Consider the following 11,948-nt stretch of genomic DNA (forward strand, 5'->3'; position numbering starts at 1 on the left):
TCTTCGGTCGTCACAACCCGATGCTGGACACCCTTCCTGCATGCCCGGAGCAGAACCGGCAAACCCAGCCCACTTCGGAACTACTCGTCTAGGCCGGGCGGTTTCGACGTCCCGAGGTCCGCGCACTCCCCGGAGCGCGCGGACCTCCGCCGTTTGCCGTCCGCCGTTTGCCGTCCGCCTTGCCCGGGCGCCGCCGGGCGCCGGCTCACGGCACCAGTATCCGCAGGGCGTCCTTCGCCACCGCGACCTCCACCGGGAGGGAGGTGATGAACTCCCCGTCGGCGTAGGCGGTGATGCCGGGGGACTCGATCCGCAGGGACTCGGTGCGCAGCGTGGTGACCTCCGGGTGTCCCACGTGGGTGCCCTTGAAGAGGGTGGGGAAGAAGCGGGCGATGCGCAGCCGGGGCATGGCGTCGACCAGGGTGAGGTCGAGCAGCCCGTCGTCGGGGAGGGCGGCGGGGCACATCAGCATGCCGCCGCCGTAGCTGCGGGTGTTGCCGACGGCGGCCAGGGTGAGGTCGCGTTCGATGACGGTGCCGTCGGCGAGGGTGATCCGGAAGGGCAGCGGGCGCAGGTTGGCGAACTCGGCGAGGATGGCGAGGTTGTAGCGCATCCGGCCGCGCGGCCAGCGCAGCCGGTTGGCGCGGTCGCTGACCAGGGAGTCGAAGCCGGTGGCGAGGACGGAGCCGTACCAGCGCACGGCGCCGTCGGGGCCGGTGATCCGGCCGAGGTCGACGCCCCGGGTGCGCCCGGCGGCGATGACGTCGGCGGCGTCCTCGGGGGCGCCGAGCGGCAGCCCGTACTCGCGGGCGTGGTCGTTGCCGGTGCCGGCCGGGACCACGCCGAGCGGGACGGGAGTGCCGGCGAGGGCCTGGAGGGCGAGGTTGATCATGCCGTCGCCGCCGACCACCGCCACCGCGTCCACGCCGTCGGCCGCCGCCTCGCGGGCGAGGCGGACGGCGTCCTCGGGGGAGCGGCCGGCGTGCGGTTCGACCTGGACGCCGAGGGCCCGCAGCCGGGCGGTGGCCCGGTGGGCGGCGGGCTCGGCGTGGCCGATGCCCGCCGCCGGGTTGGTGAGAACGGCGACCCTGCGGACGGTTCTCACGCCGGTCACGGGATCAGCTTGCCGGGGTTGAGGATGCCCGCCGGGTCGAGTTCGGCCTTGACGGCGCGCAGGATGCGCACGCCGAGCTCGCCGACCTCGTCGGTCATCCACGGCCGGTGGTCGGCGCCGACGGCGTGGTGGTGGCTGATGGTGCCGCCGGCGCCGAGGATGGCGTCCCCGGCGGCGCGCTTGGCGGCGCCCCAGCGGGTGAGCGGGTCCTCGCCGAGGGCGGCGACGACGGTGAAGTAGAGCGAGGCGCCGGTCGGGTAGACGTGGGAGACGTGGCAGAGCACGAGGGAGCCGGGCAGGGCCGTGGTGAGCGCCTCGGTGACGGCGACCCGCAGGGTGGGCAGCCGGCTCCAGCTGGTCGCGGTCTCCAGGGTCTCGCACAGGGCGCCCGCGCTGAGCAGCGAGTCGCGCAGGTAGGGGGCGTTGAACCGGCCGTGCTCCCAGGCCCGGGCCGGGGCTTCGCCGAGCGAGGTGCCGCCGGCGGCGAGCAGGGCGTCGCGGGTGAGCTGCTGCCGGGCGGCGACCTGGGCGGCGCTGCCCTCGAAGACGGTGACGGCCAGGCAGCCGGTGACCGCCGGAGCGCCGCCGATCTGCTCGGTCAGGGCCAGGTTGATCATGGTCTCGGCCTCGTCGGAGAGCCGGATCACGGTCGGGCCGGTGCCCTGCTGCTCGACGGCGCGCAGCGCGGCGGTGCCGGTGGCGAAGTCGGGGAAGCTCCACGCCTCGTACGCCTTGACGGCGGGCAGCGGGTGGACCCGCAGCCGGACGGCGGTGATCACGCCGAGGGTGCCCTCGGAGCCGAGGAAGAGCTGGCGCAGGTCGGGGCCGGCGGCGGAGGCGGGGGCGCGGCCGAGGTCGAGCACCCCGCTGGGGGTGACGACGCGCAGCCCGCGCACCATCTCGTCGAAGCGCCCGTACCCGGCGGAGTCCTGGCCGGAGGAGCGGGTGGCCGCGAAGCCGCCGATGGTGGCGTAGCGGAAGCTCTGCGGGTAGTGGCCGAGTTCCCAGCCGCGCTCGGCGAGCAGCTGTTCGGCGGCGGGGCCGGTGAGGCCGGCGCCGAGGACGGCCTCGCCGGAGGTCTCGTCCAGGTCGAGCAGCCGGTCGAAGCGGCGCAGGTCGAGGGAGACGACGGCGTGGAAGGCGCCGCGCTCGGGGTCGAGGCCGCCGACCACGCTGGTGCCGCCGCCGAACGGGACGACGGCGATGCGGCGTTCGGCGCACACCGCGAGGACGGCGGCGATCTCCTGCTCGCTGCCGGGCAGAACGACGGCGTCGGGCGCGTCCTGGGGTTCGCGGCTGCGGCGGCGCAGCAGGTCGGGGGTGGACTTGCCGCCGGCGCGCGGCAGCCGGTCGGCGTCGGCGGCGCTGACGTGCGCCTCGCCGACGGCGGCGGCGAGCGCCTTGAGGTCCTCGGCGGAGATCCGGGACGGGTGCAGCACGACCTCGTCGGCGCCCGGCCCGGGGGCGGCGTCGCCGGTGACGCCGAGGGCGGCGGCGAGCAGTCCCTTGATGTCGGCGGACAGCTCCCTGGCCAGGGCCGGGTCGCCCCAGGCGTCCCACTTCATCGGGGGGAGCGGAAGTGCGGCGCCCGCCGGTTCCGCTTGCGTCTCAGGTGCCATGCGTTACAGTTTCACACATCATGTCAAGTAGTAACGCCGAGCCGTCGAGTGCGGCCGATCAGCCCAGCGGCACCGAGCCGCGCAGCACCGACGACACGATCCTGGACGCCGCCGCCGACCTGATCGTCCACCTCGGCGTGCGCCGCACCCAGCTCGCCGAGATCGCCCGCCGCGCCGGGGTCAGCCGTCCGACCGTCTACCGCCGCTGGCCCGACGTCCGGGCGGTGATCGGCGCGCTGCTCACCCGGGAGATCCTCGCCACCCTGGCGGCCACCGCGCAGGCCGGCCGCGACCGGGAGGCCTTCGTCGAGCGGACCGTGGACATCGCCGTCCGGCTGCGCGACCACCCGGTGATCGGCGCGCTGCTGCGCTCCGACGACTCCGACCTGCTGCTCGAGTACGTCGTCGAGCGGCTCGGCGCCAGCCAGCGCGGCCTGCTGGAGGCGCTGCGCACCGGCATCCAGCAGGGCCAGGCGCACGGCTCGATCCGGGCCGGCGAGCCGCTCGAACTGGCCGCCATGGTCCTGCTGATCGCCCAGTCCACCGTCCAGTCGCACCGCATGGTCGCCTCCCTGCTGCCCGAGGCGGCCTGGCGGCGCGAACTGGCCAGAGCACTGAACGGATACCTCGCGCCGTGACCCCCACCCCAGGCCCGCACGCCGGACCGTACGCAGGAACCGGCCGGCTCGACGCCGTCCGCCGGGAGCTGGAACTCCACGCGCTCGGCGACGACGCCCGGATCGACCTCCTGGTCATCGGCGGCGGCGTCACCGGCGCCGGAGTGGCCCTGGACGCGGCCTCGCGCGGCCTGCGCACGGTGCTGGTCGAGGCCCGCGACCTCGCCTTCGGCACCAGTCGCTGGAGCTCCAAGCTGGTGCACGGCGGGCTGCGCTACCTCGCCTCCGGGCAGCTCAAGGTCGCCCGGGAGAGCGCCGTCGAGCGCAACGTGCTGATGACCCGCACCGCCCCGCACCTGATCCGGGCGCTGCCCCAACTGGTGCCGCTGATCCCGGGTCTGCTGCGCCCGGGCCAGGCCGCGCTGATCCGCACCGGCTTCCACGCCGGCGACGCGCTGCGCCTGACGGCCGGCACCCCGGGCGCCCTGCTGCCCCGGGTGCGCCGGATCGACGCCGACCGGACCCGCCGACTGGTGCCGGGCGTCCGGACCGCCGGGCTGCGCGGCGCGCTGGTCGCCCACGACGGCCAACTCGTGGACGACGCGCGGCTGGTGGTCGCGTTGGCCCGGACCGCCGCGCAGTACGGCGCGAGCGTGCTGACCAGGGTGCGCGCCGAGCAGGTCACCGGCACCTCGGCCCGGCTGGTGGACACCCTGACCGGGCGGGAACTGGCCCTCCGGGCCGGCGCGGTGGTCAACGCCACCGGCGTCTGGGCGGGCGAGGTGGACACCTCGATCAGGCTCCGTCCCAGCCGGGGCACCCACCTGCTGGTGGACGCGGCGGCCCTCGGCCACCCCACCGCCGCCCTCACCGTGCCGGTGCCCGGCTCCACCAGCCGGTTCGTCTTCGCCCTGCCGCAGCAGCTCGGCCGGGTGGCGATCGGCCTGACCGACGAGGACGCCCCGGGCCCGATCCCGGACGAGCCGCAGCCCACCGAGGCCGAGCTCGCCTTCCTCCTCGACACCGTCAACGCCGCCCTCGCCACCGCCCTGACCAGGGCGGACGTTCGCGGCGCCTACGCCGGGCTGCGCCCGCTGATCGACACCGGGGACGGCAGCACCGCCGACATCTCGCGCGAGCACGCGGTGCTGGAGAACCCCGACGGGGTGATCACCGTGGTCGGCGGCAAGCTCACGACCTACCGCCGGATGGCCCAGGACGCGGTGGACACCGCCGTCCGGCTGCGCGGCCTGCCCGCCCGCGCCTGCTGGACCGCCCGGCTGCCGCTGGTCGGCGCCCCCGGCCACCGCGACAGCCGCCCGCTGCCGACCGGGACGGGGCCCGCCGGCCCGGTGCCCGCCTCGCTGCTCGCCCGCCACGGCGGTGCGGCCCACGAGGTGCTGGCGGCCGGGGAGTTGACGCCGATCGCGGAGGGCCTGGACGTGACCCGTGCCGAGGTCGCCCACGCCGTCCGCCACGAGGGCGCGCTGGACGCCGCCGACGTGCTCGACCGCCGCACCAGGATCGGGCTGGTCGCGGAGGACGCCGAGCGGGCCCGGAAGGCGGTCGAGGAGATCGTGGCGGAGTGCCTCGGGGGCGGTCGGGAGGGCTGAGCGCTCCGCGGGAAGGGGCTTTCCGATCTGCGTGAACAAACCCACCCGAACGGATGGTTTCAGCGCGCCGTGCGCTCCGGCATCGGGTGCTCGGCGCCGGACAGCTCCAGCACGCAGGAGAGCGGGTGCTCGGCCCGGCCCGTGCGGTCCAGCCGCACCGCGAGCGGCTTCGGCGGTTCCTCGGCGACCTGGGCGGCGAGGGTCAGCGGGTAGACGCCGTGGCCGTGGACCCGGTGGAAGGCGCACTCCTTGCCGTCGACCAGCAGCTCGGTCTCGGTGATCCAGCCGGACCGCACGTTGACGGTCACCGAGTGCCCGCCCTGATCGAGGTGGAAGCTGTACCGCTGGCGCATCGGGACCTCCGGCGACAGGCCTGCGACGAGGGGAAATCCACTGCCAGTCTAGGGTCCCCGGTCCTCACGGTGCTCGGCGTGCGCGGCGCAGGGGTGCGCGGCCGGCCGCAGACGGATTCTCGTGATCTCTACAGTGTTGTAGATTCGTCCACAGGGAGAGATCCGAGGAGGGCATTGTGGGAGTTTCGCTGGCCAAGGGCGGCAACGTCTCGCTGAGCAAGGAGGCGCCCGGTCTGAGCGCCGTGATCGTCGGTCTCGGCTGGGACGTGCGTACCACCACCGGGGCCGACTACGACCTGGACGCCAGTGCGCTGCTGTGCAACGCGCTGGGCAAGGTGGTCTCGGACCAGCACTTCGTCTTCTTCAACAACCTCCGCAGCCCCGACGGTTCGGTCGAGCACAGCGGCGACAACCTGACCGGCGGCGGGGACGGGGACGACGAGCAGATCAAGGTCGACCTGGACCGCGTCCCGGTCGACGTGGCCAAGGTGGTCTTCCCGGTGTCGATCTACGACGCCGACGCCCGGCTGCAGAGCTTCGGCCAGGTGCGCAACGCGTTCATCCGGATCGTCAACCAGGCCAACGGCGTCGAGATCGCGCGCTACGACCTCACCGAGGACGCCTCGACCGAGACCGCGATGGTCTTCGGCGAGCTGTACCGCAACGGCAACGAGTGGAAGTTCCGCGCCATCGGCCAGGGGTACGCCTCGGGTCTGCGCGGCATCGCGACCGACTACGGCGTCAACGTCTGACCCCGTCCGGCCGGTTGGGACAACACCCGCTGCCGCCGGGTGAATCGACGGGATTTCGGCGGTCGCGCCGTCCGCTCAGCCGGTCCGGCCGAGCGCGTGGCCGCCGAAACCCCCGCTGCCGGTGAGCTGTTGCCGCCACCAGGCGGTCATGGCCGGCTCGTCCATCCCCGACCAGTCCGGCGCCGCGGTGACCTGGGCCCGCCCGAGGGTGCGGCCCAGGTCCACCAACTCCCGGCCGGTCGCGGTGCGTTCGCGGTCGTAGGCGGCCAGCAGGTCGGGCCAGGAGCCGGCGTCCCGTCCCGCCAGCTCGAAGGCGTGGGCGTCCTGCATCGCCTTCACCGCGCCGCTGGTGTTGTGCGGGCGCACCACGGTGGCCGCGTCCCCGCCGATCAGCAGCCGGCCGGCCGTGCGGCGCCGGGCCGCCAGGTCGTAGATCGGCTGCAGGAAGGTCCGTTCGCGCGGGGTGAGCATGACCAGCCCGGCCCAGTACGGCGGCAGGTGCCGCTCGGCGAGCTGCCGCAGCTCGTCCAGCCGGGCGTCGGTGAGGCTGCCCGCCGGGATGCTGGTCGGGCCGTCCAGCCGCAGCCAGTCGGGGGTGGGGGCGTAGAAGACCCAGTTCACCTGGGTGCGGCCGGGCTCGACCCCGGGGATGCGGTAGATCACCGTCTGGCCGCCGGGGTAGCAGGCGGTGATGCAGTGCTCCTCCGGCCAGGGCGCGGCGCCGCCGGGCAGTTCGGCCAGCAGGGCGGCGTCGTAGCTGCCGCGCCAGCACACGTACCCGGCGTACTCGGGCTCGGCCTGCGGGCAGACGGCGGCGCGCACCACCGAGCGGTAGCCGTCGGCGCCGATCACCAGGTCGTACTCCTCGCGGCCGCTCCCCGCGTCGACCCAGGCGCCGTGCGACCCGTCGCCGCCGATCGGTCGGCCGGCGCCGTTCGGTCCGCCACCGCCATCGAGCCCGTTGCCGCCGTCCGGCCCGTTGCCGCCGTCCGGCCCGTTGCCGACGGCCGTCACCGTGGTGCCCAGCCGGAACTCGACCCGCTCCGGCATCCGTTCGCGCAGCGCCTGCCAGAGCACGCCCCAGTGGTGGGAGTGGAACGGGAACGGCTGGGCCCAGAGCAGCCGCCCGCAGCCGTCCGGCCCGTCGCCCTCGCCGGCCGCGCCCCGGGTGACCCAGCGGCGGACGGTGAGGCGGTGGCGCCGGGTGCCCGCGTCCAGGTGCCCGGCCCGGACCAGTTCGTCGAAGCGGTCGTTGTGGGTGCACAGCCCCACGCCGCGGTCCTCCAGGTGGCCGGGGCTGCGTTCCAGCACCACCACCCGTTCCGCGCCGAGCCGGGCGGCGGCGCCGGCGAAGGCGCTCCCGGCGATGCTGCCCCCGACCACGGCCACCGAGCCACCCCGCACGGTCGCTCCTCTCCCGAGCCCACGTCCTGCGCGTTGCCCCCGCGCGGTCCGGGACACGACGATACGCCGCCGGCCGCGCCCCGGCGCCGGGTTCGAGCCATCCGGCGGGTACTCCCGGCGACCCGGTCCCGCCTTATGCAACTAGTTGCATAAGGCGCCACCGGTCCCCTACCCTGCGGTAACAACCACCCCGCCCGCGCCCCAGGAGACGTCGATGAGCGCCCACCCCGGCAGCAGCCGCTACCCGCACCTGCTCAGCCCGCTCGACCTCGGCTTCACCACCCTGCCCAACCGCGTGATCATGGGCTCCATGCACGTCGGCCTGGAGGAGGCCCCCGGCGGCTACGAGCGGATGGCCGCCTTCTACGCCGAGCGGGCCCGCGGCGGCGTCGGCCTGATCGTCACCGGCGGCATCGCCCCCAACGAGGCCGGGCGCCCCTGGGAGGGCGGCGCGATGCTGACCACCGAGGAGGAGGCCGACAAGCACCGCGTGGTCACCGACGCGGTGCACGCCGCCGGCGGCCGGATCGCCCTGCAGATCCTGCACTTCGGCCGCTACGCCTACCACCGCGACCTGGTCGCCCCCAGCGCGATCCAGGCCCCGATCAGCCCCTTCACGCCCAACGAGCTCACCGCCGAGCAGGTCGAGCAGACCGTCGAGGACTTCGCCCGCTGCGCCGAACTCGCCCGCCGCGCCGGGTACGACGGCGTCGAGATCATGGGCTCCGAGGGCTACCTCGTCAACGAGTTCATCGTCGCCGCGACCAACCGGCGCGAGGACGAGTGGGGCGGCACGTACGAGCGGCGGATGCGCTTCCCGGTGGAGATCGTCCGCCGGGTCCGCGAGCGGGTCGGCGAGGACTTCATCATCGTCTACCGCCTCTCCATGCTCGACCTGGTGCCCGGCGGCTCCACCCTGGACGAGGTCGTCCAGCTCGCCCAGGCCGTCGAGGCCGCCGGGGCGACCATCATCAACAGCGGCATCGGCTGGCACGAGGCCCGCATCCCCACCATCGCCACCTCGGTGCCGCGCGGAGCCTTCGCCTGGGTGACGAAGAAGGTGATGGGCACGGTCGGCATCCCGCTGGTCACCACCAACCGCATCAACACCCCCGAGATCGCCGAGAGCCTGCTCGCCGACGGCAGCGCCGACCTGGTCTCGATGGCCCGCCCGCTGCTCGCCGACGCCGACTTCGTCGCCAAGGCCCGGGACGGCCGCGCCGAGGCCATCAACACCTGCATCGGCTGCAACCAGGCCTGCCTCGACCACACCTTCAACCTCCAGATCACCTCCTGCCTGGTCAACCCGCGCGCCTGCCACGAGACCGAACTCGTCCTCGGCCCCACCCGGTCGCGCAAGCGGATCGGCGTCGTCGGGGCGGGCCCGGCCGGCCTCGCCTTCGCCGTCTCCGCCGCCGAACGCGGCCACGACGTCACCCTCTACGACGCCGCCGAGACGATCGGCGGGCAGCTGAACATCGCCCGGCGCATTCCCGGCAAGGAGGAGTTCGACGAAACGCTGCGCTACTTCCGCACCCGGCTCGCGGAGTTGGCCGTCACCCAGCGGCTCGGCGAGACCGTCACCGCCGAGCAGCTGGCCGAGCAGGGCCACGACGAGATCGTCCTCGCCACCGGCGTCACCCCGCGAACCCCCGTTGACATCCCGGGAATCGACCACCCCAGCGTGCTCGGCTACCTCGACGTGCTGCGCGACGGCGCGCCGGTCGGCGAGCGGGTCGCCATTCTCGGCGCCGGCGGCATCGGCTTCGACGTGGCCGAGTTCCTCACCGACCAGGGCGACGCCGCGAGCCTCAACCCGCCCGTGTTCCAGGCCAAGTGGGGCATCGACCCGGAGTACCGCGAGCGCGGCGGCCTGCGCGCCCCGGAGCGGCCGAAGCCCCCGCGCAGCGTCCACCTGCTCCAGCGCAAGACCGGCAAGGTCGGCGCCGGCCTCGGCAAGACCACCGGCTGGATCCACCGCACCGAGCTCAAGCACCGCGGCGTGGTGATGGTCCCCGGCGTCACCTACGACCTGATCGACGACGCCGGCCTGCACCTCACCGTGGACGGCGAGCGCCAACTGCTGCCCGTGGACACCGTCGTGCTCTGCACCGGCCAGGAACCGCGCCGCGACCTGTACGAGGCGCTGCGCGGGCGCGGCCTGTCCGTGCACCTGATCGGCGGCGCCGACGTGGCCGCCGAACTGGACGCCAAGCGCGCCATCAAGCAGGGCACCGAACTGGCCGCCTCGCTCTGACCTGGCCGTCTCGCCTCGACCCGCCCGGGGGCCCCGTACGATCGACGGCATGTCGCTGCCGCACGCCATCCTCACCGCCCTGCTGGAGAAGCCGTCCTCGGGGCTGGAGCTGACCAGGCGGTTCGACAAGTCGATCGGCTTCTTCTGGCCCGCCACCCACCAGCAGATCTACCGCGAACTCGGCCGGCTGGAGGCCTCCGGACAGATCCGGGCCCTCCAGCCGGACGGGCCGGTGCGCGGGCAGAAGAAGGAGTACGAGGTCCTGCCGGACGGCCGCGCCGAACTGGCCCGATGGACCGCCGAGGGCGCCGACCCGCGCGCCGTCCGGGAGCCGCTGCTGCTGCGGCTGCGGGCGGCCGCGGTGGTCGGCACGGACGGGCTGGCGGCCGAGCTGGAACGCCATCTCGCCGTGCACCGCGAGCAGTTGGCCGACTACCGGCAGATCGAACGGCGCGACTTCCCGGCCGAGCGGGCGGACACCGGGAACCGGCTCCAGCACGCGGTGCTGCGGGCCGGCATCGGCCTGGAGACCTTCTGGGTGCAGTGGCTCACCGAGACCCTCGACACCCTGGAGCCCCTCGACGCCCCGACGTCCCCCGACGCCCCGACGCCCAGCGGCCCGGCGAACCCGTCCTGACCGGTCCTGAGCCGGTCCTGACCGGTTCCGACCGGCCTGACCTGGCCCTGACCTGCGGATATCCCCGCCCGCGCGCCCCGTCCGGACCCCGGTGGGACACTGGTTGCCTGTCCCTGCCCGAACCCTCGACCGGGGGCCCGCATGTCTCGTCCCAGGCCCATCCACGCCCTCGCCGCCGCGGCCGCCGCCGTGGCGGTCGCCCTGGGCCCGGCGGCCCTGCCGGTGACGGCCGCACCCGCCCAGGACACCCAGGAACTGCCCACCGCCGACCAGCTGAAGTCGGCCCTGCTGACCGCCGCCGACCTCGGCCCCGACTACACCGAGCTCCCGGTGACGCAGAGCCCCGGCCCCGGCGAGAGCCCGGCCCCGGTGACCGGCTGCGCCGCGCTGAGCGCACTGATCAACATGCGCGCCACCCAGACCGGCAAGGACCTCCCGTACGCCGCCGTCGAACTCGACGGCCCGGACGGCAACCCGATGGTCACCCAGACCCTCGCGGCCGAGGCACCCGACCGGCTCACCGCCGACTTCAACACCGTCGCCGACGCCCTGCGGACCTGCCACGACATCACCTTCAACGCCGGCACCGAGGACAGCGTGACCTTCACCGTCACCCCGGTCACCCTCGGCGACCGCAAGGACGCCCCCGCCGTCCACCTCGACGGCAGCCTGGCCGGCGTCCAGCTCAACGCCTACGTCGGCATCGAGCGCTTCGGCACGGTCGCCATGGCCTTCGGCTACTTCGAACGCCAGGGCACCTCCGAACAGGCCGCCTCCATGCAGTACCGCACCGCCGTCGCCAAGGTCGAACGCACCCTCGGCACCCACGCCGGCAGCACCACCGCCCCCACCCCCGCCACCCCGGCAGGCCAACCCGTCTGACCCCCCCCGCCGCCCCGGCCCGGGGCGGCGGCATGCTCCAACCGTCTACCAGGTCGGCAACCCCGCGCAGCGCTGACTGGTCGGTCGGGGTACGGTGCGGTTCATCAACCTCCCTGGTGCTGGGGAGTCCTGGAACGGGGGGCAAGTTGAGCGGGTCGTCGAAGTACTCGAAGTTGCTCGTGCCTGGGGTGCTGTTGGGTGTCCTGCCGCTGGTGACTTCTTGTACCGCGGGGAAGGAACCCGCCCCTGCCGTCATCGGGACGTGGAAGGCGGGTGTCTCGTCGATCCAGTTCCTGGAAGGCGGAAAGCTCGGTGAGGTCTTCCTGTTGCCCTCCATGTGCCATGGTGAGTCCTCACCGACCGCCGTGAGGTTCACCGGCACGTGGGAGTACGGGAGCCAGGAGGATTCCGGCACTGGCGCGGTTGCCAAGCTGGCCGCTGCAGACGGGAATCCGACCTGCGAGCGGTACTTCCAGTACGTCAAGAACAAAACGGGCGAGGCGCTGATCCTGACCGGTGTGGACACCCGCCAAGGGCCTTTCGAGCGAAAGTAGTCGGGGATCGTGAGCTCTCGTCGAGTCCGTCTCCGGGGGCGGGGGCCCCCCCCGGGGGGGGGGGGGGGGCCCCGGGGGGGGGGGCGGGGGGGGGGGGGGGGGCGGGGGGGTGGGGGGGGGCGGGGGGGGGGGGGGGGGGGGGCCGG

At 74.4% G+C, this 11,948-nt stretch carries 11 protein-coding genes; 7 read left to right on the forward strand and 4 right to left on the reverse strand.

All coding sequences use genetic code 11. The annotated features are described in order from the left end of the window. Positions 1–205: 205 nt before the first annotated feature. Both ACFY0X_RS36665 and ACFY0X_RS36670 read right to left on the reverse strand, forming a co-directional pair. Positions 206–1,114, reverse strand: a complete 909-nt coding sequence (locus ACFY0X_RS36665) for a diacylglycerol kinase (protein WP_387760855.1) — start codon at positions 1,112–1,114, stop codon at positions 206–208. Then, complete coding sequence (locus ACFY0X_RS36670; RefSeq protein WP_387760856.1) at positions 1,111–2,679, reverse strand: FAD-binding oxidoreductase; 1,569 nt, start codon at positions 2,677–2,679, stop codon at positions 1,111–1,113. The genes ACFY0X_RS36665 and ACFY0X_RS36670 overlap by 4 nt, the downstream gene beginning before the upstream one ends. A 74-nt stretch (positions 2,680–2,753) precedes the next feature. Between ACFY0X_RS36670 and ACFY0X_RS36675 the strand changes: the two genes are divergently transcribed. Then, positions 2,754–3,371 carry a TetR/AcrR family transcriptional regulator gene (locus ACFY0X_RS36675; protein WP_387760857.1) on the forward strand — a complete coding sequence of 206 codons (618 nt, stop codon included), beginning with the start codon at positions 2,754–2,756 and terminating at the stop codon, positions 3,369–3,371. After that, on the forward strand, positions 3,368–4,963 hold the full coding sequence (locus ACFY0X_RS36680; protein WP_387760858.1) for a glycerol-3-phosphate dehydrogenase/oxidase: 1,596 nt from the start codon (positions 3,368–3,370) through the stop codon (positions 4,961–4,963). Before ACFY0X_RS36675 ends, ACFY0X_RS36680 begins: the two co-directional genes overlap by 4 nt. A gap of 59 nt (positions 4,964–5,022) precedes the next feature. Here the strand turns inward: ACFY0X_RS36680 and ACFY0X_RS36685 are convergent, their stop codons facing one another. After that, the gene (locus tag ACFY0X_RS36685) at positions 5,023–5,316 is read right to left on the reverse strand and encodes a hypothetical protein (RefSeq protein WP_387760859.1); all 294 of its coding nucleotides are present in this window, start codon (positions 5,314–5,316) and stop codon (positions 5,023–5,025) included. Positions 5,317–5,492: 176 nt separating this feature from the next. Between ACFY0X_RS36685 and ACFY0X_RS36690 the strand changes: the two genes are divergently transcribed. Next, on the forward strand, positions 5,493–6,068 hold the full coding sequence (locus ACFY0X_RS36690; RefSeq protein WP_387760860.1) for a TerD family protein: 576 nt from the start codon (positions 5,493–5,495) through the stop codon (positions 6,066–6,068). Between the two features lie 75 nt (positions 6,069–6,143). On the opposite strand, the gene ACFY0X_RS36695 is transcribed toward ACFY0X_RS36690, so the two are convergent. After that, positions 6,144–7,472, reverse strand: a complete 1,329-nt coding sequence (locus ACFY0X_RS36695; RefSeq protein ID WP_387760861.1) for an FAD-dependent monooxygenase — start codon at positions 7,470–7,472, stop codon at positions 6,144–6,146. A gap of 214 nt (positions 7,473–7,686) precedes the next feature. Between ACFY0X_RS36695 and ACFY0X_RS36700 the strand changes: the two genes are divergently transcribed. From ACFY0X_RS36700 to ACFY0X_RS36715, 4 genes are all read left to right on the forward strand, one after another. After that, positions 7,687–9,729, forward strand: coding sequence for an FAD-dependent oxidoreductase (locus ACFY0X_RS36700; RefSeq protein ID WP_387760862.1), 2,043 nt, complete (start codon positions 7,687–7,689; stop codon positions 9,727–9,729). 49 nt (positions 9,730–9,778) lie between these two features. After that, positions 9,779–10,366 carry a PadR family transcriptional regulator gene (locus tag ACFY0X_RS36705; RefSeq protein ID WP_387760863.1) on the forward strand — a complete coding sequence of 196 codons (588 nt, stop codon included), beginning with the start codon at positions 9,779–9,781 and terminating at the stop codon, positions 10,364–10,366. A 141-nt stretch (positions 10,367–10,507) separates the two neighbouring features. Continuing rightward, the gene (locus tag ACFY0X_RS36710) at positions 10,508–11,248 is read left to right on the forward strand and encodes a hypothetical protein (RefSeq protein ID WP_387760864.1); all 741 of its coding nucleotides are present in this window, start codon (positions 10,508–10,510) and stop codon (positions 11,246–11,248) included. Positions 11,249–11,394: 146 nt separating this feature from the next. Continuing rightward, complete coding sequence (locus ACFY0X_RS36715; RefSeq protein ID WP_387760865.1) at positions 11,395–11,802, forward strand: hypothetical protein; 408 nt, start codon at positions 11,395–11,397, stop codon at positions 11,800–11,802. The last annotated feature ends 146 nt before the right edge of the window (positions 11,803–11,948 follow it).

The organism is Kitasatospora sp. NPDC001547, assembly GCF_042894165.1.
In the GTDB taxonomy this organism is placed as follows: Bacteria; Actinomycetota; Actinomycetes; order Streptomycetales; family Streptomycetaceae; genus Kitasatospora.

What these genes read in the sequence shown, in the direction of transcription:
- ACFY0X_RS36670 (WP_387760856.1), bottom strand. Translation starts at nt 2,679, where the DNA reads ATGAAGTGGGACGCCTGGGGCGACCCGGCCCTGGCCAGGGAGCTGTCC.
- ACFY0X_RS36685 (WP_387760859.1), bottom strand. Translation starts at nt 5,316, where the DNA reads ATGCGCCAGCGGTACAGCTTCCACCTCGATCAGGGCGGGCACTCGGTG.
- ACFY0X_RS36710 (WP_387760864.1), top strand. Translation starts at nt 10,508, where the DNA reads ATGTCTCGTCCCAGGCCCATCCACGCCCTCGCCGCCGCGGCCGCCGCC.
- ACFY0X_RS36675 (WP_387760857.1), top strand. Translation starts at nt 2,754, where the DNA reads ATGTCAAGTAGTAACGCCGAGCCGTCGAGTGCGGCCGATCAGCCCAGC.
- ACFY0X_RS36705 (WP_387760863.1), top strand. Translation starts at nt 9,779, where the DNA reads ATGTCGCTGCCGCACGCCATCCTCACCGCCCTGCTGGAGAAGCCGTCC.
- ACFY0X_RS36700 (WP_387760862.1), top strand. Translation starts at nt 7,687, where the DNA reads ATGAGCGCCCACCCCGGCAGCAGCCGCTACCCGCACCTGCTCAGCCCG.